This window comes from Ensifer soli (assembly GCF_041928815.1).
In the GTDB taxonomy this organism is placed as follows: domain Bacteria; phylum Pseudomonadota; class Alphaproteobacteria; order Rhizobiales; family Rhizobiaceae; genus JBHFEI01.
Window position 1 is genome coordinate 45,800 of record NZ_JBHFEI010000012.1, and the last position, 25,460, is coordinate 71,259.

The window sequence follows — 25,460 nt, forward strand, 5'->3', positions numbered from 1 at the left end:
CTTTCACATCCGTTCTTCGCCGGTTACGGCGTCGGTCCTTGATACCTGTTGCGACGCAACATCGCCAGCCTCGCCGCCTCAGCCACGTCGGAATTGCCCGGGATGCACCAGCCGGCGCATCTGCACCATCGCCATCGGATGGGCAAGGCTCGCCGCGTCCTGCTCGAGCGTCAGCTCGTCGGCGCCGCGCCCGGTCGAGCGGGCGATAATCTCGAACACGCTCGCCGTCGCCAGCTGAAGCGCCTTCTCCTCGCCCACGCCTTCGATCAGCCGGGCGAGAAACAGGGCGGAGAGCAGGTCGCCGGTGCCGTTCGGCGGGTCGTCGATCAGCCGATGCTCGGCGAGCAGCGCGTGACGGCCCGAGAGATAGAGATTGCCGGTGCCGCCCTTCATCATCGCGACCGCCGAGGTGACGAGCATCTGCGGCGGCCCCAGCGACAGCGCCGCATCGAGGATCTGCTGGTTGGTGGCGAGCTCGGCGCCGCAGAGCCAGCCGAGCTCGAAGCGGTTCGGCGAGGCGAGGGTGGCGAGCGGCAGCAGCCTGTCCCGGATCATCTCCGCGACCGCCTCGGGGACGTAGCGGCCGCCGACATCGCCGATCACCGGGTCGCAGAGATAGAAGAGATCGGGCGTCGTCTGCCGCAGACCCTCGACAAGCCGCGCGACGCCGACGGCCTGGTAGGGCGCGCCGAGATAGCCGGACAGCACCGCCCGCACCTCGCCGATCCAGGGTGCGGCAAGCAGGTCGTCGATCATCGCGGAGAACTCCGCCTCCGGGATCACCAGCCGCGTCGCGCGCCCGTGGCCGGGATGCCAGGGCAGGATGACGGTCGGCAGCGCCCAGACCGGATGGCCGAGCGTCTCGAGCGCGAAGACGCAGGCGCGGTTGCCGACCGTGCCGCGCACCACATGGCTCGAGACGACGATCACCGCGCCCGGCGCCGCTCCGCTGGCAGTCTCCGACATCGACAATCCACCCCTTCTTGCACCGACCTCGAGGCGTGAGATGGCGCGGCGGCCGCGCTCCTGTCAACCGGATCGCGGCGAATCGCCTTCCGCAGACGGCATGGGAGGCAAGGCATATATATTTCTCGCGACTGCCGCCGGTTGTCTTCAAATTGCAGTTCAACGATAGGATTTTGTCGCTAACATCGCCGAAACCGGCTCCAGAGACGACCAAAACCGGAAAGAAACCGCACGGCCGGCGCGAAGGGAAACATCCATGGCACACGCACAGCATCCGAAGCGCGAACGGCTGATCGAGGCGGCACGGCAGGCCGTAGCCGAAAGGGGCGGGCCGGCGCTCGACCCCGCCATCCTGTTCGGCCGTGCGAGCCAGGACGATCTCGATCACTACAGCGCCCCCATGCTCGCCGACACCGCCGCCCATGCCGCAGCCGAGCTCAAGCAGTGGGACGGCAACGGCCCGCGCGTCTCGGTCACGGTGCTCGACGGTGTCGCGCCGGCCGGATCGCCGGTCTCGGTCCTCAGCGTCACCGGGCGCAACAAGCCCTTCCTCTACGATTCGGTGATGGGCGAGGTGACGAGCACGCATCGCGACATTCACCTCGCGATCCATCCAATCCTCGTCATGGAAAAGAACGCGCCGATCCGCCGCTTCGATCCGGACGAGGACAGCACGCCGGCGAACCGCGTCAGCCATATCCAGATCCACCTCTCCCGCCTGTCGGAAGCGGACGCGCTGGCGCTCGCCGAGAGGCTGAGCAAGGTCCTCGTCCAGGTCCGCCAGGCGGTGGACGACTGGGACGCGATGTCTGCCCTTCTGGCCCAGGCGACCCGGGAGCTGGAGGACCACCCGGCCGGCCGGCGCAGGGCCGACCGCGACGAGGCCCTCGCCTTCCTGCGCTGGCTGAGCGACGGCAACTTCACCTTCCTCGGCATGCGCGAATACACCTATTCCGGCAAGGGCGAGAACGCCGCCGTCGAGCGCGGCGAGGGGCGCGGCCTCGGCATTCTGGCCGATCCCGATGTCCGGGTGCTGCGTTTCGGCAAGGACGCCGTGCTGACGACGCCGGAGATCGTCGCCTTCCTCGACGGGCCGGACTTCCTGATCGTCACCAAGGCGAACGTCAAGTCGGTCGTCCACCGCCGCGCCTATATGGACTATGTCGGCATCAAGCGCTTCTCTGCCGCGGGCGACGTCGTCGGCGAGCTCCGCGTCGTCGGCCTCTTCACCTCGACCGCCTATACGAGGCCGGCCGCCGAAATCCCGCTCTTGCGCCTGAAGCTCGCCCGCGTCACCGAGCATTTCGGCTTCGATCCGCAAAGCCATTCCGGCAAGATGCTGATGAACACGCTCGAATCCTACCCGCGCGACGACCTCTTCCAGATCGACGCCACCCTGCTTGCGGGTTTCTGCGAGCAGATCAACGAACTCGGCGACCGTCCGCGCGTGCGCGTGCTCGCCCGCATCGACCATTTCGACCGCTTCGTTTCCGTCCTCGTCTACGTCCCGCGCGAGCAGTATGATTCCACCGTGCGCGAGCGGATCGGAGACTACCTGAAGGGCGTCTACGAAGGCCGCGTCTCCGCCTATTACCCGGCCTTTCCCGAAGGCGGGCTGGCGCGGGTGCATTTCATCATCGGCCGGTCGGGCGGCAAGACGCCGCGCATCGCCCAGGCGAGGCTCGAGGGCGCCATCCGCGACATCGTCACCGGCTGGGGCGAGCGCTTCGCGGCGCTGGCGCACGAGGACGGGGTCGCGCTTGCGGGCGGGGACGCCTACGAGGCGGCCTTCACCCCGGCGGAGGCCTATGGCGACCTCGCGGCGATGCGCGCCTGCCGCACGGACGATCCGATCCGCATCGCCTTCTATCGAAAGCGCAAGGACAGGGCCGAGGCGGTCGAGCTGAAGATCTTCCATGCCGGCGGCGCGGTGTCGCTGTCGCGCCGCGTGCCGCTGCTCGAAAACCTCGGCTTCAGCGTCGTCAGCGAACAGACCTACGAGCTGCGGCTGGCTGACCCGGAGCGAGGCACGCGCAGCCTCGTGCTGCACGACATGGAGCTCCTCTACCGGGACGGCGCATCCGCGCCCGACCGGCTGTTCCCGGCGCTCGAGGACGGTTTTCTCGCCGTCTGGAACGGCCTCATCGAGGATGACGGCTTCAACAGGCTGATCCTGCTCGCCTCCCTTTCCGCCCGCGAGGCCGGCATCCTCAGAAGCTATGCGCGCTACCTGCGCCAGGCCGGCATCACCTATTCGCAGGGCTATATCGCCGACACGCTCGCCCGCTATCCCGCAGTCGCCGCCAACCTTGTCCGGCTGTTCCTCGCCCGGATGGACCCGGAGGCGGAGGAGAAGCCGCGCCAGCGCAGGCTCGCGACGCTCCAGGCCGCGATCGAGGAGGCGCTGCTCGCCGTTCCGAGCCTCGACGACGACCGTATCCTCAGGCGCTTCCTGAATGCGATCGGCGCGACGCTGCGCACCAATTATTTCCAGCGTTCCGCCGGCGGCGAGCCGCCCGCGATCTTTGCCGTCAAGCTCGATCCGACCGCCCTCGACGGCCTGCCGGAGCCACGGCCCTTCCGCGAGATCTTCGTCTACGGCACCGAGGTCGAGGGCGTCCACCTGCGTTTCGGCCGTGTGGCGCGCGGCGGCATCCGCTGGTCCGACCGGGCGCAGGACTACCGCACCGAGGTGCTGGGCCTCGTCAAGGCGCAGCAGGTGAAGAACGCCGTCATCGTCCCGGTCGGCGCCAAGGGCGGCTTCTATCCGAAACAGCTCCCAGCCGGCGGCACGCGCGACGAGATCTTCCGCGCCGGCACCGAGGCCTACAAGACCTATATCCGCACGATGCTGTCGATCACCGACAACATCGTCGGAAACGACGTCGTGCCGCCGGCCGACACGGCGCGGCTCGACGGCGACGATCCCTACTTCGTCGTTGCCGCCGACAAGGGCACCGCGACCTTCTCCGACACCGCCAATGCGCTGGCGCAGGAATCCGGCTTCTGGCTGGACGACGCCTTCGCGTCCGGCGGATCAGCCGGCTACGATCACAAGAAGATGGGGATTACCGCGCGGGGTGCGTGGGAAACCGTCAAGCGTCACTTCCGCGAGATGGACATCGACATCCAGACGACGCCCTTCACCGTGGCCGGCGTCGGCGACATGTCGGGCGACGTCTTCGGCAACGGCATGCTGCTGTCGCGCCAGATCAGGCTCGTCGCCGCCTTCGACCACCGCGACATCGTCATCGATCCCGATCCGGACATTGAACGCTCCTTCGCCGAGCGGCAGAGACTGTTCGCGCTGCCGCGCTCGAGCTGGCAGGATTACGACCGCGCCGCCCTGTCGCCGGGGGCGATGATCATCGCCCGCACGGAAAAGTCCGTGCGCCTGACGCCCGAGGCACAAGCGGCGATCGGCCTCGACCAGGCCGAGGCGACACCCTTCGAGATCCTCTCCGCCATCCTGAGGAGCCCGGTCGACCTCCTCTGGTTCGGCGGCATCGGCACCTATGTGCGCGCCGGCGCCGAGACGGACGCTGAGGCCGGAGACCGCGCCAACGATCCGATCCGGGTCGCAGCCGAGGAGGTGCGCGCGAAGGTGATCGGCGAGGGCGCCAATCTCGGCATGACCCAGCGCGCCCGCATCGCCTTCTGCCTCAATGGCGGGCGCTGCAATTCCGACGCCATCGACAATTCCGCCGGCGTCAATTCGTCCGACATGGAGGTCAACATCAAGATCGCGCTGGCGACGGCGATGCGCGACGGCCGGCTGACGCGCGAGAAGCGAAACCGCCAGCTCGCGGCGATGACGGAGGAGGTGGCCGCGCTGGTGCTCGCCAACAACTACCGCCAGTCGCTGGCGATCTCGCTCACCGAGATGGACGGACGCGCCAACCGCACCGCGCTCGCCCGGCTGATGACGCGGCTGGAAACGGAAGGACGGCTGAACCGCAGGGTCGAGACGCTGCCCAACGACCTCGCCTTGTCGGAGCGCTACCAGGCCGGCAGGCCGCTGACGCGGCCGGAGATCGGCGTGCTTCTCTCCTACGGCAAGCTCGCCCTCTTCGACGACCTCATCCGTTCCGACCTGCCGGACGATCCCTATTTCTCCGGCCTACTCGCCGGCTACTTTCCGGAAAAGATGCATCGCGGCTTTTCCGCCGAGATCCAGTCGCACCGTCTGCGCCGGGAGATCATCGCCACGGTTCTCGCCAACACGGTGATCAACCGGGGCGGCCCCGCCTTCGTCTCGACGCTGATCGACCAGACCGGCTTCCTCGCGGCCGACGTGGTCAAGGCCGCCGTGCTCGTCCATGACGGCTACGGGCTGGAAGCGGTCTATGCGCGCATCGACGCGCTCGACAACCGGATCGCGGGCCTGGTGCAGAACCGGCTCTACCACGCGGTCGGCCGGATCTTCGCCATGGTCACCGAGCGCATGCTGCGCAGCGAGGCCGTGCGCCAGCCGCTCGACACGGCGGTGGCGACGCTGCAGAAGGCGCTGGACCGGCTGCGGGCCGACATGCGCCCGACGCTGCCGCAGGGGACGCTGGCGGAGATCGAGGCCCGCATGGCCGCCTTCATCGCCGACGGCGTTCCGGAAGACCTCGCGACCGACATCGCCGGGCTGGCGGCGCTGATCATCGTCCCCGAGATCATGCAGATCGCCGCGGAAACCGGCGTCACGCTGGCGCGCACGGCGGAGGCCTACTCGGCCGTGACGGAGACGCTGAAGGTCGCCGAACTTCTGGTCGCCGCCGAGCGGGTGCCGACGACGGAGCAGTACGAGGCGATGGCGCTTGCCCGCAGCACCGGCGACATCGCCAATGCCCGGCGCAACGTCACCATCGCGGCGCTGTCGACCTACAAGCAGGATCGCAACCCGGTCCGCTCCTGGCTCGCGCATGACAGCGAGAGGGTGGCGAAGATCGGCGAGCAGCTGACGTTGCTCACCGAGAAGGGCGAAACCACGCTGGCGAAGATCACCGTCGCAGCCGGCCTCCTCAACGACCTTGCGCCGGCGCGGGGGAGATGACATTTTCCGCGCGGACGGCGGGCTCGGCCGCCGGCAAGCGGGAGAAACGGGTTGACCACAGGAACACAGCCGGCGGGCCGCGCCGGCATCTGGGGCTGGATGCTGTTCGACTGGGCGGCCCAGCCCTTCTTCACCGTGGTCACCACCTTCATCTACGGCCCCTATTTCGTCTCGCGCATGGCGGCCGATCCCGCCTATGGCCAGGCGATGTGGGGCTACACGCTGATGGTGTCCGGCATCATCATCGCCGTGCTCTCGCCGGTGCTCGGCGCGATCGCCGACCAGACAGGTCCGCGAAAGCCCTGGATCGGCGCCTTCGCCATCGTCAAGATCGTCGCGCTGGCGCTTCTCTGGTTCTCGGAGCCCGGCTCGCCGGTGGTCTACGCCGCCCTGCTGATGACGCTCGCGGCGGTGGCGGCGGAATTCTCGATCGTCTTCAACGATTCCATGCTGACGCGCCTCGTCGGCGAGAAGGAGATCGGCCGCATCTCGAACATCGCCTGGGGCCTCGGCTATCTCGGCGGCATGATCGTGCTGGTCGTCGTCGTCACGCTGCTTGCCGGCAGCCCCGAGACGGGACGCACGCTGATCGGCATCGAGCCGCTGTTCGGGCTCAGCGAAGCGGCCGGAGAGGATGCGCGGATCACCGGGCCGATCTCCGCCGTCTGGTATCTCGTCTTCATCCTGCCGATGTTCCTCTTCACGCCCGACCAGACCCGCGCGGCGATGCCGATGGGCACGGCCGTGCGTTCCGGCTTCGCGGAACTGAAGGGCACGATCGGGGAGCTGAAGGCGCGCAGCGGCATCCTGCGCTTCCTCGTCGGCCGGATGATCTTCCAGGACGGGGTCAACGGCCTGCTGGCGCTCGGCGGCACCTTCGCCGCCGGCATGTTCGCCTGGAAGACGGTGGAGCTCGGACTCTACGGCATCATCCTCAATGTCGTCGCCATTGCCGGCTGCCTCTATGCGAGCCGGCTCGACGCGCGGCTCGGCTCGAAGCGGATCATCGTGATCAGCCTCGTCTGCCTGACGGTCGCCACCGTCGGCATCATCTCGACCGGCCCGGGCTTTACCCTTTTCGGCCTCGTCCCGCTTCCGACCGGGGACGGCGGCGGCCTGTTCGGCACGGCGGCGGAAAAGGCCTACATCCTGTTCGGCCTTCTCGTCGGCGTCGCCTTCGGCCCGGTGCAGGCCTCGTCGCGCTCCTACCTCGCCCGCAGCGTCTCCGTCGACGAGGCGGGGCGCTATTTCGGCCTTTACGCCCTGACGGGGCGGGCGACGTCGTTTCTCGCCCCCGCCGCGGTCGCGACGATCACGCTTTCCACCGGCTCCGCCCGGCTCGGCATGGCCGCGCTCATCCTCTTTCTCGTCACCGGTCTCCTGATCCTGCTGCGGACTCCTTATCCGGCAAACAAACCAGCCTGACTCGTTTCAATGGCGGAAATGGCGCATGCCCGTGAAGACCATGGCGATGCCCGCCTCGTCGGCGGCCGCGATCACTTCGGGATCGCGCAGCGAGCCGCCCGGCTGGATCACCGCGGTCGCGCCCGCGGCAACGGCGGTGACGAGCCCGTCGGCGAAGGGCACGAAGGCTTCCGAGGCGACGGCCGAGCCGATCGTCAGCGGCTTTTCCAGCCCGAGGGCGCGGGCGGCATCCTCGGCCTTGATCGCGGCGATGCGCACCGAATCGACCCGGCTCATCTGCCCGGCGCCGATGCCGACCGTCTGCCCGTCCTTGGCATAGACGACGGCATTGGACTTGACGTGCTTGGCGACCTTGAAGGCGAATGTCATGTCGCGCAGCTCATCCGGCGTCGGCGCGCGCCGGGTGACGACGGTGAGATCGACATCCTCGACCATGCCGTTGTCGCGCGTCTGCACGAGGAGACCGCCGGCGACCGTCTTCGCCGCCAGCCCCGGCACGCGCGGATCGGGCAGCCCGCCGGCGGAAAGCAGGCGCAGGTTGGGCTTGCGTGCGATGATCGCCCGCGCCTCCTCGCTGACCGAGGGCGCGATGATCACTTCGGTGAAGAGCTTGACGATTTCCTCCGCCGTCGCCGCGTCGAGCTCGCTGTTGAGCGCGATCACCCCGCCAAAGGCCGAGGTCTGGTCGCAGGCAAGCGCCCTCAGATAGGCCTCGGCCAGCGTTTCGCCGCTGGCGACGCCGCAAGGATTGGCATGCTTGATGATGGCGCAGGCCGGCCCGTTCGCCGGCAGGAACTCGGCGACGAGCTCGAAGGCGGCATCCGTGTCGTTGATATTGTTGTAGGAAAGCTGTTTGCCTTGCAGGAGGGCCGCGCTCGAGACACCCGGCCGCGTCTCGCCGGTCACATAGAAGGCCGCCCTCTGGTGCGGGTTCTCGCCATAGCGCATCTCCTGGCGCAGCGCGCCGCCGATCACCCGGGAGGCCGGGGTGTCGATCGAGAGCGCGGTGGCGAACCAGTTGGAAATCGCCGCGTCATAGGCGGCGGTCCTTCCGAACGCCTTGGCCGCGAGCCTCTGGCGGAAGGCATAGGAGGTTCCGCCGCCGGCGAGTTCCTCAAGGAGCGGCGCATAATCGGCGGGATCGGTGACGACAGCGACATAGGCGTGGTTCTTCGCCGACGCGCGGATCATCGCCGGCCCGCCGATATCGATGTTCTCGACCACGCTCGGATAGTCCGCGCCGGACGCAACCACCGCTTCGAACGGATAGAGGTTGATCACGGTCAGGTCGATGGCGCCGATGCCGTGCGCCTCCATCGCCGCGACATGGTCGGCATCGTCGCGGATCGAAAGCAGTCCGCCATGGACGCCGGGATGCAGCGTCTTCACGCGCCCGTCCATGATCTCGGGAAAGCCGGTGACGTCGGAGACGTCGGTCACCGGGATCCCGGCATCGGCGAGCGCCTTGCGCGTGCCGCCGGTGGAGAGCAGCCGCACGCCCTTGTCGTGGAGCGCCTGGGCCAGCGCGACGATGCCCGTCTTGTCGGAGACCGAGAGCAGCGCCGTGCGGATGGCGACATGATCGGGCGGGGCGATTTTCTTCGAGGCGACGGCCATCAGCGATGCTCCTGTTCGGGCGCCGGGGTCGGGCGACCGGACCGGCCTTGAGGGTGCCTGCCGGTTAGCACAGGTCTCGACGCGAGGAAACGGAGAAGCGCGGCAGGCGGGAGGCGATCAGCCCTGCCGGGTGAGAATCCACTGGATTTCCGGCTGGGAGGCGACCGGAAAGCCGATGACGAGCTGGCTCGACTGGCGCATGCCGGACGGATCGGCAAAGAAGACGTCTTCCTCGATGGCGATCCCGGCGTCATGGCAGGAAAACAGCCAGGTCTCGCCGTCCGGCGCCGACAGGAACACGTTGTGGGGGCCGTCGGCCCGGAGCGTGATCGCGGGGTGGATGTGAAAACGCGCGGCCGCCACGGCGGTGCTGGTCGCCGGCGGCTCCGTGCCGTCGGCGGCGGAAAGCCGGTCGCGCCCGCGCACGGTTCGCCCCCTGGAGACGATCGCCAGGTCGCGATGATGCACAAGGCCGAAATTCGCGAGATAGCCGTCATGGCTTGCGACGAGCGACTCGCGCTCGCCGGCCGTGTCCTCGCGCTTCGCCTTGACCTCGCTGACGCCGCTGACGGCAACGGGGCCGAGGAAGCGCGAGGCGGAGAAGCGCAGCGACGAGGTGTCGTTCACCGTCACCGTCGAATGGGCGGCGGTCGCGCGGGCCAGCTGCCGGAAACGGTCGGAGGCGAATTTCGGCGATCCCGCATTGACGATGAAACGGTGTCGTCCGGAGGACATCTCGAAGGAAAGGCATCCCGCATGGGCCGTGCGCGACAGCGCGGTCGAAGCCGGCTTGCCGGTATCGACGATCAGCGTCACGCCCTCAAGCTGCAGCCGCTCATACTGGCTGTGCGGCAGGCTCTTGAACGGCGCGCCCGCGGTCTCGTCATAGCGCAGCACCGACATCAGCTCGTTGGCGAGCGCCGAGGTCGCACCATTGAAATGGGCAAGCTCGCCACCCTGGTGGCGGAAGAAGCGCAGCGCCGGATACATGCGGTCGATGCAGGGAATGAGCCGCGACGGGATGGAATGGCCGAGATTGACATAGGTCTGCCGGAGCGGCAGCAGGTCGAGCAGCAGTTCCAGGCCGACGCGGGGATTGCGTGAACAGTGGCCTCCATCCGGCCAGATCTGGCGGTCGAGTTCCTCGTCGAGCAGCCTTGAGGCCTTCTTCAGCGCGGCCGCCGACGCCGGCATCGCCACCGACGCCATGGCGAGGGCGATGCGGAGCCTGAGCCTTGCCTCGCCGTCCTCGGTGGTCGCCGCCTTGCGCTTCAGGTAGCGGACCTGCAGCCCCAGGCTTCTCAGGAACCGGCGATAGAAGGGATGTTCGGCATTGCGCAGGATGATCGGAGAATGGGAAAGCCAGGCGATGACCCGCTGGGCGGCGACATCGGGCTCCCAGGAGATGCTGCCGGACGGGCGGCCATGGGCGATGATCCACTCCTGGACCAGCATGCGCAGCCGCTCGGGCCCGGCATCGTCGCGCACCGATCGCAGATGGCGTACCCAGCTGAACGACAGCAGCCGGACGGCGAAATCGCGCGAGGGGAGATCGATCTCGAAGGGCGATTCGCCCTCCGTCTCCAGCACCCGCCCGGCCAGCGGAAAGCGCCCGAGCAGGATTTCCTCGGCGACGAAGGGATCGATCGCCCTCAGGTCGGTCGGTGCCACGATTAGCCGGTCCGGTGTCGTCCGCCGCCACCAGAGGGGCCGGCTGCCACCGGCCCGCAGGGCACGCCCGACCCGTCGCCCGCTTTCCCGCAGGTAAAGGGCATAGAGTCTCTTGCGATCAGACCATGCCATGATGCGTGGTTTCTCTCCTGGGCGCGACGCGGAAGCCCTGCACGACTGTCGGCCGCGGGCGCAGGCGAGGCAGTGCCACCGCAGCGACACTAGGCGGGGTGTATTGCCCGAACCTGTTCAAGAAAGCGGTAATAAGACCTCTGGTGGCGGCCATCATGCTTGATAAAGGGTTAAAATTCGATGCATCGGCAAGGATCTGTTTACCATGGGGGCGCTCACGCCGTCCGGCGCAGGACGACCGCGTAGAAACCGTCCATGCCGCCGGCAAAACCGTCCTCGGCCGCGATCATCGCCGGCGTGGTGCGGAATTCGCCCAAGGGGGTGATGGCCTGCTCGAGGCCCGGCCAGTCCCGCGGCGCGATCGGAACGCGGGCGATGCCGGGCGTGTCCGCCAGCACGCGCGCCGTGACGTCCTCACCCTCGCGCGTGTCGAGCGAGCAATTGGCAAAGACGACGCGCCCGCCAGGCACGACGAGGGCAAGTGCATGGCGAAGCAGCCGTTCCTGAAGAAGCGCCAGCGTCTCGATGTCCTCCGGCGTCTTGGTCCAGGGAATGTCGGGGTGGCGGCGGAGCGTGCCCGTCGAGGAGCAGGGGGCATCGAGCAGCACGCCATCGAAGAGGTCTTCGGTCTCGAACCTTGCGGCATCGGCCTTGAGCAGCGTCGCGGTCAGGCCGAGCCGGGCGAGATTGCCCTCCAGCCGGCGCAGACGATTCGCCGAAAGATCGAGCGCGGTGACGGAAGCGCCGGCCATGACGAGCTGCGCGGTCTTGCCGCCGGGTGCGGCACAAAGATCGACGACACGCTTGCCCTCAAGGGCGCCGAACAGCCGGGCGGGCAGCGCGGCGGCTGCATCCTGCACCCACCAGTCGCCCTCGGCGAAGCCGGCGAGCGCGGTGACCGGGCCGGAGACGGCACCGAGCCGCACGGAGCCGGTCGGCAGAAGGCGCCCGCCAAGCCGCGCGGCCCAGCTGGCCGCATCGCCCTTGACCGTCAGGTCGAGCGCGGCGGGTTCCGCCACGGCCTTGCCGATCGCATCCGCCGCCGCGGCCCCATACTGCGCGACCAGCCGTTCCATGAGCCAGCGAGGAAGGGCAGGGGTGTTTGCGGCAATCGTCTCCAGAAGCGCGTCTTTTTCACGCGACAGGCGGCGCAGCACCGCGTTGACCAGATTGGCGAAGCGGCGGTTGCGCGGGTCGCCATGGGCCTGCTCGACGGCGAGATCGACGGCGGAATGGTCGGGAACGTCGAGATGGACGATCTGCGCCGCGGCCGTGACCAGAACATGCTGAAGCGCGCGGGCCCCGTCCGGCAGCGGCGTCTGGAGAAGGGCGGAAATCATCGCTTCCAGCTGCGGCAGGTGGCGAAGCGAGGAATGAACGATCGCGCGAACCAGGGCCCGGTCCGCCTCGCCGAGCGCGCGATAGGCGGGGTTGCCGTGTTCGGCATCGAGCATGCCGTCGAGCGGCGTGCGCTTGTCGATGACGGCGCCGAGAATGCGCGCGGCGACGATCCGCGCGGCAAGGCCGGGCTTCAGGGCAGGCTCGCTGGCGCGCGCGTCGTCTTTCGCGGGTTTCCGGGGCTTGTTTCTGCTGTTTCCTGCCATCAGGACCATGGGCCTTTCGGTGGTTCCGAGCCACCGCGGCCCCAGCCGGCTGTGGGAACGGAGCGCGATCTGCGGGCGGGAGTAGCAGCCGGGCGCGCCGGCGTCGAGGACAAATTCATCTCCGCGGCCAGCCGCTGGAGCGCGGCGATCCGGTTCTCCGTATTCGGATGGGTGGAGAACAGATTGTCCATCCGCTCACCGGAGAGCGGATTGATGATGAACATATGGGCCGTGGCCGGGTTGCGTTCTGCACTATAATTGGGCACGCGGCCGGCCGCAGATGCGATGCGGGAGAGGGCCGAGGCGAGCGCCAGCGGATTGCCGCAGATTTCCGCGCCGCGCCGATCGGCGGAATATTCCCGCGTGCGGCTGATCGCCATCTGCACCAGCATGGCGGCAAGCGGCGCGACGATCACGGCAAGCAGCGTACCGACGATGCCGATCGGATGGTTGTTGTCACGATTGCCGCCGAAGAAGAAGGCGAAATTGCCGAGCATCGAGATGGCGCCGGCGAGCGTCGCGGTGATGGTCATCGTCAGCGTGTCGCGATTCTGGATATGGGCGAGCTCGTGCGCCATGACGCCCGCCACCTCCTCGTAGCTCAGGGCATGAAGCAGGCCGGTCGAGGCGGCGACGGCGGCATTCTCCGGATTGCGCCCCGTGGCGAAGGCGTTCGGCTGCGGACTGTCGATGACGTAGACGCGCGGCATGGGCAGGCCCGCCTGCTGCGCCAAACGCTGGACGATGCCGTAATATTCAGGTGCGGTGCGGGCGTCGACCTCCTGCGCATTGTACATGCGCAGCACCATCTTGTCCGAATTCCAGTAGGAAAACAGGTTCATCGCCGCGGCGACGACCAATGCGACCATCATACCGCCGCGCCCGCCGATGAGAAAGCCGACGGCCATGAACAGGGCCGTCATGAAGGCAAGCAACATGGCCGTTCGAACGATGTTCATCTTCAATCTCCGCAATCGGACCGTTTCACGTGAATCGTTGCCCTTGGAGTCAACGCCAAGGATGCCTATAGAATGGGGCGACACCCGTTTGACTTCAATATTGCCCGAAGTGGGGAGGCTTTCCATGACAACCAACTCCGCACCGCCGCCCGAAAGCGAGCCCCGCAGAACGCGAACTGCGGCGGCACAACGCGCGCTGAAGGAAGCGGCGGAGCGGCGCGCCGCCAAGGGCGAGGCCAGGGAAGCGACAGAAATCGGCGGTCGCGGCGGCCTGGACCCGGCCCGCTTCGGCGACTGGGAAATCAACGGTCGCGCCATCGATTTCTAGAGCATTTCCAGCCGAAGCGTGGTCGTTTCGGCGTCGGAGAATGCGGCAAGAGAACCGATTGAGAGCATGTTCTGTGATCCGGTGACCACCGGACATGCTCTCAATCAAAAAAAGGATATTATTCCTATTTACCACGCGTAAATTATGGAATATTTTCCTTTCATGACCTCCCGTGCGGCTCTCTTCACGCTTCTCCCCGTCTTTTCCGTGCTGTTGCCGGATTTCCTGCCGGCAGCCGATGCCTTCGCAATCTCCGGGCCGGTTCGGGCGGACGTCGTGCATGTGGTCGACGGCGACACGCTTCTTGTTCATGCGCGACCCTGGCCGCAACAGATGATCGAGGTTTATGTCCGGTTGCGCGGGATCGATGCGCCGGAAATCCGCTCGCGCTGCCGGAGCGAGCGGGATGCCGCCATCGCGGCGCGGGACCATCTCGCAGCAATGATCGCCGACCATGCCACCGTTCTGCTGGAAAATATCTCCGCCGATAAGTATTTCGGCCGGGTCGTGGCGGACGTCGCTCTGGACGACGGCTTGAATCCGGCTCACGAACTGCTGGCGGCCGATCTCGCGACGGCCTATGGCGCGCCCGATCCTAGCCGGTCTTCCTGCGACCGGACGCCCGGACGACGGGGGTGAGCATAAGGCCGGGCGGGCGACGATCGTCACCCGTCCGGTTGTCGACGGGTCAGGCCGGCTTCTTGTTCTGCCGCTGCGCGATCAGATCGTCGACGACGCCGGGATCGGCGAGCGTCGACGTATCACCGAGAGCGCCGAAATCATCCTCGGCGATCTTGCGGAGAATCCGGCGCATGATCTTGCCGGAACGCGTCTTCGGCAGGCCGGGGGCGAACTGGATCTTGTCCGGCGAGGCGATCGGGCCGATCTCGCTGCGGACATGCTTGATCAGGTCCTTGCGCAGCTCGTCCGAGCCTTCCTGGCCGGCCATCAGCGACACGTAGCAATAGATGCCCTGCCCCTTGATGTCATGCGGATAGCCGACGACGGCCGCTTCCGAGACGAGGTGATGCGATACAAGCGCCGATTCGACCTCCGCCGTACCCAGACGGTGGCCGGAAACGTTGAGCACGTCGTCGACGCGGCCGGTGATCCAGTAATAGCCGTCCTCGTCTCGGCGGCAGCCGTCGCCGGTGAAGTACTTGCCCTTGTAGGTGGAGAAGTAGGTTTCGATGAAACGCTTGTGGTCACCATAGACCGTTCGCATCTGCCCGGGCCAGCTGTCGGTGATGCAGAGATTGCCATCGGCGGCGCCTTCTATCACCTTGCCCTCGTTGTCGACGAGTTGCGGCTGCACGCCGAAGAAGGGCCGCGTCGCCGAACCGGGCTTCAGGTCGGTCGCGCCGGGCAGCGGCGTGATCAGGATGCCGCCGGTCTCGGTCTGCCACCAGGTGTCGACGATCGGGCAGCGCCTGTCGCCGACGACGTTGTAATACCACTCCCAGGCTTCCGGATTGATCGGCTCGCCGACCGAACCGAGAAGCCTGAGCGAGGAGCGCGAGGAGCGCTTCACATAGGCGTCGCCGAGCCCCATCAGCGAACGGATCGCCGTCGGCGCGGTGTAGAAGATGTTGACCTTGTGCTTGTCGATCACTTCCCAGAACCGGCCGGCATCGGGGAAGTTCGGTACGCCCTCGAACATCAGCGTCGTCGCGCAATTGGCAAGCGGCCCGTAGACGATGTAGGAGTGGCCGGTGACCCAGCCGACATCCGCCGTGCACCAGTAAATGTCGCCGTCGTGATAATCGAAGACATATTCATGGGTCATCGACGCATAGACGAGGTAACCGCCCGTCGTGTGCAGCACGCCCTTCGGCTTGCCGGTCGAACCCGAGGTGTAGAGGATGAACAGCGGATCCTCCGCTTTCATCTTGACCGGCGGGCAGTCCGGCTTCACCGTTGCGGTTTCCTGATGGTACCAGAGGTCGCGGCCGGGCGCCCAGCCGGTCTTGCCGCCGGTGCGGCGCACCACCAGAACCTTGTTGACGATAACGTGCTGGCGGGCGGCGATGTCGATCGCCGTGTCGGTATTCTCCTTGAGCGGGATCGGCTTGCCGCCGCGCACACCCTCGTCGCAGGTGATGACGAAGGTCGACTGGCAGTCGACGATCCGTCCCGCCAGCGCTTCCGGCGAGAAGCCGCCGAAGACGACGGAATGGACAGCGCCGATGCGGGCGCAGGCGAGCATCGCATAGGCCGCCTCCGGGGTCATCGGCATGTAGATGGTGACGCGGTCACCCTTCTTCACGCCGTGCTTCTTCAGCACGTTGGCCAGCCGGCACACCTGCTCGTAGAGCTGGTTGTAGGTGATCTTCTTGTCGATATAGGGATTGTCGCCTTCCCAGATGATGGCGGTGCGTTCGCCATGCGTCTTCAGGTGGCGGTCGATGCAGTTGTAGGAAACGTTGGTCAGCCCGTCCTCGAACCACTTGATCGCAACCTTGCCCTTGAAGGAGGTGTTCTTCACCTTGGTGTAAGGCTTGAACCAGTCGATGCGGCGGCCGTGCTTGCCCCAGAAACGCTCCGGCTCCTCGACGCTTTCCTGGTACCACTTCAGATATTTCTCGTTGTCGATCAGTGCACGGGTCTGCACCGATTTCTCGACCGGATAAACATGCGCGGACATGAGATCTCCTCCCGGGACTTGCTAGGCATGCGATGCGTCGACATCGCCTTGAACGATGCGTGGCGCATACATAACAGGTCAAGCCCATGGAGCAATTAGACAAAAGATGATCGAGCCCAAGAAGAATTGCATTTTTGCGACCGAGGGGCTATAGAGGCGCTGATTTCCCGGAAATTGGTGGTTTCGACCCACGGCCCGCGACACCGGCGCGGACGTCAAGAGGACTATAACAATGGCTCAACAACTGCTCATGCCGAAAGCCACCGCCGTCTGGCTCGTCGACAACACCGCCTTGTCCTTCGAGCAGATCGCCCAGTTCTGCAAGCTACATCCGCTCGAAGTGAAGGCAATCGCGGACGGCGAATCGGCGCAGGGCATCAAGGGCCTCGACCCCATTTCCACCGGGCAATTGTCGCGTGACGAGATCGCGCGCGCGGAGAAGAATCCGGGTCACAAGCTGAAACTTTCCGACCCCAAGGTGCGCGTGCCGGATTCCAAGCGCAAGGGTCCGCGTTACACGCCGGTGTCGAAGCGGCAGGACCGGCCGAACGCCATCCTCTGGCTAGTGCGCAACCATCCGGAACTGAAGGACGCGCAGATTTCCCGCCTCGTCGGCACGACGAAATCGACGATCGAGCAGATCCGCGATCGCACCCACTGGAATTCCGCCAACCTGACGCCGATGGATCCGGTGACGCTCGGCCTTTGCACCCAGATCGACCTTGATCTCGAGGTCGAGCGCGCCGCCAAGAGCCGGCCGCTGCCGTCCGCCGCCGAACTCGGCGCGACGCTCGAATCGGCGCAGGAGACAGAGAAGCTCGGCTTCAGCTATGACCGCGAGGAAGAGAAGGAAATCGACGCGGACGCCGTCTTCGCCAAGCTGAAGTCGCTGAAGTCGACCCGGCAGGACGACGAGGACGAGGACGACCAACGTTTCTGAAAAGGCGCGAACGCCTGATGGCATGGATAAGGGCCGGAGCATCTCCGGCCCTTTCTCATTCTTCAGAGGCCGATGCCACGCGCATGGAGCGCGTCGCGGATCTCGTCGAGCACCGCCGGGTCCTCGATCGTCGCCGGCATTGTCCAGGGTATCCGGTCGGCGATCTTCTGCACGGTGGCGCGCAGGATCTTGCCCGATCGCGTCTTCGGCAGCCGTTTGACGCAGATCGCGGTCTTGAAGGCGGCGACCGGTCCGATCCGGTCGCGCACGAGCGCGATCACCTCGCGTTCGATCTCGGATGTTTCCCGTGAAACACGGGCATTGACGACGAGGAGCCCGGCCGGGATCTGCCCCTTCAGCTCGTCGGCGATGCCGACGACGGCGCATTCGGCGATGTCGGGGTGGCTTGCACAGACTTCCTCCATCGCCCCCGTCGACAGGCGGTGGCCGGCGACGTTGATGATGTCGTCGGTGCGGGCCATGATGAACAGATACCCGTCCTCGTCCAGATAGCCGGCATCGGCCGTCTTGTAGTAGCCGGGATACTCGGCAAGGCAGGCGCTGTGGAACCGCTCGTCGGCGTTCCAGAAGGTCGGCAGGCAACCGGGCGGAAGCGGCAGGCGGATCGCGACATTGCCGAGGGTTCCCGCCTCCACCGTGTGGCCGGCATCGTCGAGGATGTCGATCGCATAGCCGGGCATCGGCTTGGTCGGCGAGCCGTATTTCACCGGCATCAGCCCGAGGCCGAGCGGGTTTCCGGCGATCGGCCAGCCCGTCTCGGTCTGCCACCAGTGATCGATCACCGGAACGCCAAGAAGCTGCTCGGCCCACCGGATCGTGTCCGGATCGGCGCGCTCGCCGGCGAGAAACAGCGCGCGAAGCGTCGAAAGGTCGTAATCCTTGCGGAAATCGCCGGCCGGATCCTCCTTGCGGATCGCCCGGATCGCCGTCGGAGCCGTCAGCAGTGCACGGACGTCATGCTGGCTGATGATCCGCCAGAAGGCGCCCGGATCCGGCGTTCCGACCGGCTTTCCCTCGTAAAGCACCGTGGTGCAGCCGGCGACCAGCGGGCCATAGACGATGTAGGAATGCCCGACGACCCAGCCGATGTCGGACGCCGCCCAGAACACCTCGCCGGGCGCCATTCCGAAGAAATGCCGCATAGTCCAGGCAAGCGCGACCAGATGCCCGCCCGTGTCGCGCACGACCCCCTTGGGCTTTCCCGTCGTCCCTGACGTATAGAGGATATAATGCGGATCGGTGGCAGCGACCGGTACGCAGTCGACCCGCCGACCTTTCGCTGCGGCGACGGCGGCGGCGAAATCGACGTCCCGCCCCTCGACCATCCCGGCTTCGAGCATCGGCCGCTGCAGCACCAGGCAATGGCGCGGCTGGTGCGTCGCCAGTTCCAGCGCATGCTCGACCAGCGGCTTGTAGGCGACGAGCCGTGACGGTTCGACGCCGCAACTGGCGCAGACGAGAAGCACCGCACCGCTGTCGTCGATGCGCGTGGCAAGCTCGTTCGCCGCGAAGCCGCCGAAGACGACGGAATGCACCGCGCCGATGCGCGCCGCCGCCAGCATGGCGAACAGCGCCTGCGGGATCATCGGCATGTAAAGAATGATGCGGTCGCCGCGCGTGACGCCGAGATCGAGAAAGACCGCCGCGACGGCCTCGACCTCTTCGAGGACCGCTTGGTAGCTCCAGTGCTCGACGGTGCCGGTAACCGGACTGTCGTAGAGGATCGCCGTACGCGCGCCATGGCCGGCGATCACATGGCGGTCGATGCAGTTGAAGCAGGCGTTCAGCGTGCCATCGGCGAACCAGCGGCCGTAAAGGCCCTGGGCGGGGTCCAGCGCCCGGCTCGGCGCCTCGATCCAGTCAATGCCCTCCGCCGCCGCCTTCCAGAACGCCTCCGGGGCCTCCGCCCATGCCTGATAGGTTGCCTGATAGGCGCTCATCGTGTTCCCTCCCGTCGCGCTCAGCCCTTCGACTGGAGCGGGACCATAGGCCATCGGCGGGATGGGAAAAACCTAGACGAAAGCGGTAACCGTGAACGAGGCTCCGCATTCGCGTGCGCTCCGCTCTTTCTCAGCTTCGCGGGCCGAAAATCGCCGAACCGACCCGCACGCTCGTGGCGCCGAAGGCGATCGCCGTCTCGAAGTCGCCGGACATGCCCATCGACAGCTTCGACAGGCCGCATTCGCCGGCGAGCCTGGCGAGAAGGGCGAAATGCGGACCGGGATTCTCGTCCACCGGCGGAATGCACATCAGCCCCTCGACCACGAGGCCGAGATCGTCGCGGCAGAAGGCGACGAAACGCGCCGCATCCCGCGGATCGATGCCGGCCTTCTGCGGTTCGAGCCCGGTGTTGACCTGGACATAGACGCGCAGCGTGCGGCCCTGCCGTTTCATCTCGTCCGCCAGCACCCGGGCGATCTTCTCGCGATCGACCGTCTCGATGACGTCGAACAGGGCCACGGCGTCGGCCGCCTTGTTCGACTGCAGCGGGCCGATCAGGTGCAACTCGAGATCGGGCGTCCCGGCCTTCAGCGCCGGCCATTTGGCCTGCGCCTCCTGCACCCGGTTCTCGCCGAACACGCGCTGGCCCGCGGCGATCACCGGGCGGATGTCGTCGGCGTCGTAGGTCTTCGAAACGGCGACCAGCCTCACCGCACCCTCCTCGCGACGCGCCGCCTTCGACGCCTCGCGAATCCGGCTTATGACCTCCCCCCAGCGTTGCTCGATCTCCATGGCCCACCTTCCGTTTCCGCGTTCCGTTGCCGGCAAGGCCTAGAGGAAGTCGCCCGCCTTGCCAAGCCGGGCGGAATCGGCACCGGAGCCGGCGAAAACTTGACCTGCCGCCGGTTTCATGGTGAAGGTCGGGCCAGGCATTCGAGCCCTTCAGGCTCCCGAAGACTCCGGATATTCATCGACATGGCTATTGAACGGTACAATCCCCGCGACGCCGAACCGCGCTGGCAGACGGTCTGGGACGAGAACAAGGTCTTCGAGACCGACACGGCCGATCCGCGCGAGACATACTACGTCCTGGAGATGTTCCCCTATCCGTCCGGCCGCATCCATATGGGCCATGTGCGCAACTATGCCATGGGCGACGTCGTCGCCCGCTACAAGCGTGCCCGCGGCTACAACGTGCTGCATCCAATGGGCTGGGACGCCTTCGGCATGCCGGCGGAGAATGCCGCGATGGAACGGGGCGTGCATCCGGCCGCCTGGACGTATCAGAACATCGATTCCATGAGGGCGCAGCTGAAGCTGATGGGCCTGTCGCTCGACTGGAGCCGGGAATTCGCCACCTGCGACGTGGAATACTACCAGCGCCAGCAACACCTCTTCCTCGATTTCCTCGAAAAGGGTCTGGTCTACCGCAAGCAGTCGAAGGTCAACTGGGATCCGGTCGACAACACCGTGCTCGCCAACGAGCAGGTGATCGACGGGCGCGGCTGGCGCTCGGGCGCGCTGGTCGAACAGCGCGAGCTGACCCAGTGGTTCTTCCGCATCACCGATTTCAGCCAGGACCTGCTCGACGCGCTCGACGACCTGCCGGAATGGCCGGAAAAGGTGCGGCTGATGCAGCGCAACTGGATCGGCCGCTCGGAAGGCCTGCTGCTGCGCTGGGACATCGCGCAAGATCCCTTCGCCGCGAACACGCCGGACATCACCGTCTACACCACCCGTCCGGACACGCTCTTCGGCGCGTCCTTCATCGCGATTGCCGCCGACCATCCACTGGCGCGCGCCGCGGCCGCCATGTCGCCGGAGATCGAGGCCTTCTGCGAGGAATGCCGCCGCGCCGGCACGTCGCTTGCCGCGCTCGAGACGGCGGAAAAGAAGGGCCTCGACACCGGCATCCGTGTCCGCCATCCCTTCGACGCGGCGTGGGAGCTGCCCGTCTACATCGCCAATTTCGTCCTGATGGATTATGGCACCGGGGCGATCTTCGGCTGCCCCGCCCATGACCAGCGCGACCTCGATTTCGCCCGCAAATACGGGCTGCCCGTCACGCCCGTCGTGCTGCCGCGCGATGCGGATGCTGCCACTTTCTCGATCGGCGACACCGCCAATGACGGCGACGGCGTGATGATCAACTCGCGCTTCCTCGACGGGATGTCGACCAGCGAGGCTTTCGAGGCGGTCGCGACCCGGCTCGCGGCGACCACGCTGCACGAGGCACCGCAGGCTGAACGCAAGGTCAATTTCCGCCTGCGCGACTGGGGCATTTCCCGCCAGCGCTACTGGGGTTGCCCGATCCCGGTCATCCATTGTGACGATTGCGGCACGGTGCCGGTGCCGAAGCGCGATCTTCCCGTGAAACTGCCCGACGACGTCACCTTCGACCGTCCCGGCAATCCGCTCGACCGCCATCCGACCTGGCGGCATGTCGCCTGTCCGCACTGCGGCAAGGCCGCGCGCCGTGAAACCGACACGATGGATACGTTCGTCGATTCCTCGTGGTATTTCGCCCGCTTCATGGCACCGCACCAGGATGCGCCGACCGACCCGGCGATTGCCGATCGCTGGCTGCCGGTCGACCAGTATATCGGCGGCATCGAGCACGCGATCCTGCATCTGCTCTATTCCCGCTTCTTCACGCGCGCCATGCGCGAGACCGGTCATCTCGGCCTGTCCGAACCGTTCCGCGGCCTTTTCACGCAGGGGATGGTCGTGCACGAGACCTACAGCCGCGGCGAGGGCGCCGGCCGTGAATGGCTCCTGCCCGCCTCGATCCGCATCGAGGAACAGGAGGGCAAGCGCAGGGCCTTCCTCCTCGACGGCGGCGACGAGGTCGCGATCGGCTCTATCGAGAAGATGTCGAAGTCGAAGAAGAACGTGGTCGATCCGGACGACATCATCGCCTCCTACGGCGCCGACACTGCCCGCTTCTTCGTCCTGTCGGATTCGCCGCCGGACCGCGACGTGATCTGGACCGAGGCCGGCGTCGTTGGTGCCCATCGCTTCGTCCAGCGGGTCTGGCGGCTGATCGGCGAAGCGGCACCGGCCCTGACCGACATCGCGCCCGTATCCGGCGCCGGCGGCGAGGCCCTGGCCATCTCCCAGGCCGCGCACAAGACGTTGAAGGCGATCGGTACCGACTATGACAAGCTCGCCTTCAACAAGGCTGTTGCCCGGCTCTACGACCTCGTCAACACGCTGGCCGCGCCGCTGGCCGACGTCGCGGCCGGAAAGTCCGAGGCTGCCACGGTTGCAGCCGCCCGGGAGGCCGTGGAGATCCTTATCGCGCTGATGGCGCCGATCATGCCGCATCTGGCGGAAGAGTGCTGGCGCGCGATTGGCGGAACGGGGCTCGTGGCCCGCATGCCATGGCCGACCTTCGATCCCGCCTTGGTCGCCGAGAACGAGATGCTGCTGCCGGTGCAGGTCAACGGCAAGAAGCGGGCGGAATTGACAATCGCCCGCGATGCCGATCAGATCGCCATCGAGGCTGCGGTGCTGGCGATCGACGCCGTGCAGGCCGCGCTCGGCGGAAAGACGCCGAAGAAGGTCATCGTCGTGCCCCAGAGGATCGTCAATGTCGTCGTCTAAGGTCATAAGGGCACCTGCACTGGCTCTGGCGGCGGTCGCGTTGCTGCTCGCCGGCTGCCAGGTTCGCCCCCTCTATGAAACCCCGGCACCCGTCGCCGGCCGTCTCGCTGCGATCGAGATCAGCGAGGCCGGAGACAGGGTGGAGCAGGCCGTGCGCAACGCCCTGATCTTCGCGCTTGCCGGCGGCGCCGGAGAGCCGGCGAACCCGGAATATCGCCTTGCGCTGACGGTCAGCACCCGCACGATGAACGTCCTCTACGACAGGAAAAGCGATCGCGCCGCGGCCGGGCGGATCACCGTCAAGGCGGATTTCAACCTGACCCGCGTCTCCGACGGTCGCACCGTCGTCTCCGGCAGCCGGTCCAGCGTCGCCCTGGTCGATTTCCCGGTCCAGGAATTCTCAAAGCTTCGTGCCATCCGCGACGGCGAGAACCGTGCGGCACGGGAGGTCGCGGAAATCATCCGTGCGGACGTCGCCTCGGCGCTGGCACGCTGACGGTCGGATGGTCGAGATCAAGTCTCACGACGTCGACGGCTATCTTCGCAAGGGCGAGGCTCCGAAACGGCTGAATCTCGTCTACGGACCGGACAGAGGCCTGGTGGCCGAACGGGCGGCGGACATCGCCCGGCGCACGGGCGTCGCGCTCGACGATCCGTTTTGCGTCGTGAAACTCGACGCCGCCGATCTGCAGGCCTCCCCCGGGCGGCTGATCGACGAGGCCCGGGCGATCGGCCTCTTCGGCGGGTCAAAGCTTGTCTGGATCCGGAATGCCATGAACGAGAAGGTGCTGGTCGACGGGCTGCAACAGCTCGCCGCAAAGCCTCCGGAAGACAGTTTCCTGTTGATCGAGGCCGGGGACCTGAAAAAGGGTTCCAGCCTGCGCAAGCTCGCCGAGCAGGCGACGAGCGCAGCCTCGATTCCGTGCTACGCGGATGACCGGCGGGCGCTCAATGCCCTGATCGATGGCGAACTGGGCGAGGCCGGCCTGTCGATCACGCCGGAGGCGCGGGCCCGGCTGATGGAGCTGATCGGTGGGGACCGCATGGCCTCACGCAACGAGGTGCGCAAGCTCGCTCTCTACTGTGACGGGCTTCAACAGGTGTCAGAGGAGGATGTGCTCGCGATCGTCGGCGATGCCGGCAGCACATCTGCCGACGACGCCATCGATGCCGTCCTTACCGGCAACCCCGACGCCCTGCATCAGGCAGTCGCGCGGATCACCCGGTCGAAGACACCGCTCTTTCTCGTGCTGAACGGCTGCCTCAGGCAATTCCAGCTGCTGCAACAGATGCGCGTCGAGATGGATGCACAGCAACAATCATCGGCAACCGTACTTTCGACGATCGGCCGGCATATCCACTTCCGCCGGAAGCCCTTGATCGAGACGGCGCTGCGCCGCTGGACGGCGGAAGCGTTGCAACGGGAAATAAGCCGGCTAAATTCAACCTTGCTCCAGTCACGCCTTCGCCCAGCCCTCGAAGAAAGCATCGTCATGCAGACATTGCTTTCCTTGACGCTTCAGTCGGCACGGCGCTGAGGCATTTTCGGCCCAAGCGGGATCGCTTCAACGTCCGATAATGCAGAAAAACAAGGCGGAGAAAGCATGTTCGGTGAACCGGTATCCACCGAATGTTCTTCAGGTGCTAACGCCGTTCCAGCAATCTGCAGATTTCCTCGAGCTGTTCGAGGGTCCTGTAGGCGATCCGCAGGTGTCCGCCCGACGCCTTGTGATTGACGGTCACCTCAAGTCCAAGGCTGTCCGACAAGGTGCGCTCCAGCGCCAACGTATCGGCATCCTTCGCCGGCCGCGGCCCCGCTGCTGCGCCACTGGGATCGCTTTGCGCCTTTATATCGTTCTGCGCGATCCGCTCGGCATCACGAACCGACATTCCTTTTGCAACAATGGACCGCGCAAGGCTGACCGGATCAGAGGTCGGGATCAGGGCACGCGCATGCCCTGCCGACAGTTCTCCGGAGGACAGCATATCACGGACGGGCTCGGGCAGCTTCAGCAACCTAAGGCTGTTTGCGACATGACTCCGGCTTTTCCCGATGATTTCACCGAGGTCATTCTGTGTATACCCATGTTCGGCGATCAGTTGTTCGTAACCCAGCGCTTCTTCGAGAGGGTTCAGGTCGGCCCGCTGAACATTCTCCACGATGGCGAGTTCCAGTGCCGTGCGGTCATCGACCTCCCGGAGGATGACGGGGATATCCGCCAGTCCGGCGAGCTGTGCCGCACGCCAGCGTCGTTCCCCTGCGATAATCTCATAGCGATCCGTTCCCACGGATCGCACAACGACCGGCTGTACAATTCCATGCTGCCGTATGGAACTCGCCAGATCCTGCAGGTCGTCTTCGTCAAAATAGCGACGAGGGTTGCGCGGATTCCGGCTGACGAATTCGATCGGAACCGTCCGGTCCGCAGTGACACGGGACGCAACCGTCTCCGCAACGGGCTGATCCATCTCACCGATCAATGCGGCCAGACCTCGCCCCAGGCGTCGCTTGGAATGATCATCATTCATGGTCGATACTCATTGGTCTCGGGATCGCCCGCATCC

At 66.3% G+C, this 25,460-nt stretch carries 17 protein-coding genes; 8 read left to right on the forward strand and 9 right to left on the reverse strand.

Annotated elements, in window-relative coordinates; genetic code table 11:
- Window positions 1–78: 78 nt before the first annotated feature.
- Entirely contained in the window at window positions 79–966 is an 888-nt protein-coding gene (pdxY, locus tag ACEVQ6_RS17775) for a pyridoxal kinase PdxY (protein ID WP_374890377.1), read from the reverse strand.
- Between the two features lie 256 nt (window positions 967–1,222).
- Here pdxY and ACEVQ6_RS17780 point away from each other — a divergent pair, with 256 nt between their 5' ends.
- On the forward strand, window positions 1,223–6,007 hold the full coding sequence (locus ACEVQ6_RS17780) for an NAD-glutamate dehydrogenase (protein WP_374890378.1): 4,785 nt from the start codon (window positions 1,223–1,225) through the stop codon (window positions 6,005–6,007).
- Window positions 6,008–6,106: 99 nt separating this feature from the next.
- Entirely contained in the window at window positions 6,107–7,432 is a 1,326-nt protein-coding gene (locus ACEVQ6_RS17785; RefSeq protein ID WP_374890467.1) for an MFS transporter, read from the forward strand.
- Window positions 7,433–7,438: 6 nt separating this feature from the next.
- On the opposite strand, the gene purH is transcribed toward ACEVQ6_RS17785, so the two are convergent.
- The 4 genes from purH to htpX all read right to left on the reverse strand — a co-directional run bounded on the left by purH (window position 7,439) and on the right by htpX (window position 13,415).
- Window positions 7,439–9,049, reverse strand: a complete 1,611-nt coding sequence (gene purH, locus ACEVQ6_RS17790; protein WP_374890379.1) for a bifunctional phosphoribosylaminoimidazolecarboxamide formyltransferase/IMP cyclohydrolase — start codon at window positions 9,047–9,049, stop codon at window positions 7,439–7,441.
- A 117-nt stretch (window positions 9,050–9,166) separates the two neighbouring features.
- Window positions 9,167–10,852, reverse strand: coding sequence for a heparinase II/III family protein (locus ACEVQ6_RS17795; RefSeq protein ID WP_374890380.1), 1,686 nt, complete (start codon window positions 10,850–10,852; stop codon window positions 9,167–9,169).
- Between the two features lie 215 nt (window positions 10,853–11,067).
- Window positions 11,068–12,465 (reverse strand): RsmB/NOP family class I SAM-dependent RNA methyltransferase, encoded by a 1,398-nt coding sequence (locus tag ACEVQ6_RS17800; RefSeq protein ID WP_374890381.1) that lies wholly within the window; start codon window positions 12,463–12,465, stop codon window positions 11,068–11,070.
- Entirely contained in the window at window positions 12,456–13,415 is a 960-nt protein-coding gene (gene htpX, locus ACEVQ6_RS17805) for a zinc metalloprotease HtpX (RefSeq protein WP_374890382.1), read from the reverse strand. The genes ACEVQ6_RS17800 and htpX overlap by 10 nt, the downstream gene beginning before the upstream one ends.
- A 124-nt stretch (window positions 13,416–13,539) precedes the next feature.
- Here htpX and ACEVQ6_RS17810 point away from each other — a divergent pair, with 124 nt between their 5' ends.
- Window positions 13,540–13,743 (forward strand): DUF1674 domain-containing protein, encoded by a 204-nt coding sequence (locus ACEVQ6_RS17810; protein WP_374890383.1) that lies wholly within the window; start codon window positions 13,540–13,542, stop codon window positions 13,741–13,743.
- Window positions 13,744–13,950: 207 nt separating this feature from the next.
- Entirely contained in the window at window positions 13,951–14,382 is a 432-nt protein-coding gene (locus ACEVQ6_RS17815) for a thermonuclease family protein (RefSeq protein ID WP_374890384.1), read from the forward strand.
- Between the two features lie 49 nt (window positions 14,383–14,431).
- Here the strand turns inward: ACEVQ6_RS17815 and acs are convergent, their stop codons facing one another.
- On the reverse strand, window positions 14,432–16,387 hold the full coding sequence (acs, locus tag ACEVQ6_RS17820; protein WP_374890385.1) for an acetate--CoA ligase: 1,956 nt from the start codon (window positions 16,385–16,387) through the stop codon (window positions 14,432–14,434).
- 232 nt (window positions 16,388–16,619) lie between these two features.
- Here acs and ACEVQ6_RS17825 point away from each other — a divergent pair, with 232 nt between their 5' ends.
- A complete protein-coding gene (locus tag ACEVQ6_RS17825; RefSeq protein ID WP_374890386.1) occupies window positions 16,620–17,327 on the forward strand; it encodes a DUF1013 domain-containing protein in 708 nt (235 codons plus the stop codon).
- A 62-nt stretch (window positions 17,328–17,389) separates the two neighbouring features.
- Here the strand turns inward: ACEVQ6_RS17825 and ACEVQ6_RS17830 are convergent, their stop codons facing one another.
- Both ACEVQ6_RS17830 and ACEVQ6_RS17835 read right to left on the reverse strand, forming a co-directional pair.
- Window positions 17,390–19,288 carry an AMP-binding protein gene (locus tag ACEVQ6_RS17830; RefSeq protein WP_374890387.1) on the reverse strand — a complete coding sequence of 633 codons (1,899 nt, stop codon included), beginning with the start codon at window positions 19,286–19,288 and terminating at the stop codon, window positions 17,390–17,392.
- Between the two features lie 130 nt (window positions 19,289–19,418).
- Entirely contained in the window at window positions 19,419–20,081 is a 663-nt protein-coding gene (locus tag ACEVQ6_RS17835) for a YggS family pyridoxal phosphate-dependent enzyme (protein WP_374890388.1), read from the reverse strand.
- A 183-nt stretch (window positions 20,082–20,264) separates the two neighbouring features.
- On the opposite strand from ACEVQ6_RS17835, the gene leuS reads away from it, so the two are divergent.
- Genes leuS through holA form a run of 3 tightly spaced genes read left to right on the forward strand, consistent with a single transcriptional unit; the run spans window position 20,265 to window position 24,433 of the window.
- Window positions 20,265–22,895 (forward strand): leucine--tRNA ligase, encoded by a 2,631-nt coding sequence (gene leuS, locus ACEVQ6_RS17840; protein ID WP_374890389.1) that lies wholly within the window; start codon window positions 20,265–20,267, stop codon window positions 22,893–22,895.
- Window positions 22,882–23,391 carry an LPS assembly lipoprotein LptE gene (gene lptE, locus ACEVQ6_RS17845; RefSeq protein WP_374890390.1) on the forward strand — a complete coding sequence of 170 codons (510 nt, stop codon included), beginning with the start codon at window positions 22,882–22,884 and terminating at the stop codon, window positions 23,389–23,391. Before leuS ends, lptE begins: the two co-directional genes overlap by 14 nt.
- 7 nt (window positions 23,392–23,398) lie before the next feature.
- Window positions 23,399–24,433 carry a DNA polymerase III subunit delta gene (gene holA / locus ACEVQ6_RS17850; RefSeq protein WP_374890391.1) on the forward strand — a complete coding sequence of 345 codons (1,035 nt, stop codon included), beginning with the start codon at window positions 23,399–23,401 and terminating at the stop codon, window positions 24,431–24,433.
- A gap of 106 nt (window positions 24,434–24,539) precedes the next feature.
- Here the strand turns inward: holA and ACEVQ6_RS17855 are convergent, their stop codons facing one another.
- The gene (locus tag ACEVQ6_RS17855) at window positions 24,540–25,424 is read right to left on the reverse strand and encodes a ParB/RepB/Spo0J family partition protein (protein ID WP_374890392.1); all 885 of its coding nucleotides are present in this window, start codon (window positions 25,422–25,424) and stop codon (window positions 24,540–24,542) included.
- Window positions 25,425–25,460: the final 36 nt, after the last annotated feature.

Coding starts and splice junctions, on each gene's coding strand:
- htpX (WP_374890382.1), bottom strand. CDS start 13,415: ATGAACATCGTTCGAACGGCCATGTTGCTTGCCTTCATGACGGCCCTG.
- ACEVQ6_RS17830 (WP_374890387.1), bottom strand. CDS start 19,288: ATGAGCGCCTATCAGGCAACCTATCAGGCATGGGCGGAGGCCCCGGAG.
- ACEVQ6_RS17835 (WP_374890388.1), bottom strand. CDS start 20,081: ATGGAGATCGAGCAACGCTGGGGGGAGGTCATAAGCCGGATTCGCGAG.
- ACEVQ6_RS17810 (WP_374890383.1), top strand. CDS start 13,540: ATGACAACCAACTCCGCACCGCCGCCCGAAAGCGAGCCCCGCAGAACG.
- ACEVQ6_RS17780 (WP_374890378.1), top strand. CDS start 1,223: ATGGCACACGCACAGCATCCGAAGCGCGAACGGCTGATCGAGGCGGCA.
- pdxY (WP_374890377.1), bottom strand. CDS start 966: ATGTCGGAGACTGCCAGCGGAGCGGCGCCGGGCGCGGTGATCGTCGTC.
- ACEVQ6_RS17785 (WP_374890467.1), top strand. CDS start 6,107: ATGCTGTTCGACTGGGCGGCCCAGCCCTTCTTCACCGTGGTCACCACC.
- ACEVQ6_RS17855 (WP_374890392.1), bottom strand. CDS start 25,424: ATGAATGATGATCATTCCAAGCGACGCCTGGGGCGAGGTCTGGCCGCA.
- purH (WP_374890379.1), bottom strand. CDS start 9,049: ATGGCCGTCGCCTCGAAGAAAATCGCCCCGCCCGATCATGTCGCCATC.
- lptE (WP_374890390.1), top strand. CDS start 22,882: ATGTCGTCGTCTAAGGTCATAAGGGCACCTGCACTGGCTCTGGCGGCG.
- leuS (WP_374890389.1), top strand. CDS start 20,265: ATGGCTATTGAACGGTACAATCCCCGCGACGCCGAACCGCGCTGGCAG.
- holA (WP_374890391.1), top strand. CDS start 23,399: ATGGTCGAGATCAAGTCTCACGACGTCGACGGCTATCTTCGCAAGGGC.
- ACEVQ6_RS17800 (WP_374890381.1), bottom strand. CDS start 12,465: ATGGTCCTGATGGCAGGAAACAGCAGAAACAAGCCCCGGAAACCCGCG.
- acs (WP_374890385.1), bottom strand. CDS start 16,387: ATGTCCGCGCATGTTTATCCGGTCGAGAAATCGGTGCAGACCCGTGCA.
- ACEVQ6_RS17825 (WP_374890386.1), top strand. CDS start 16,620: ATGGCTCAACAACTGCTCATGCCGAAAGCCACCGCCGTCTGGCTCGTC.
- ACEVQ6_RS17795 (WP_374890380.1), bottom strand. CDS start 10,852: ATGGCATGGTCTGATCGCAAGAGACTCTATGCCCTTTACCTGCGGGAA.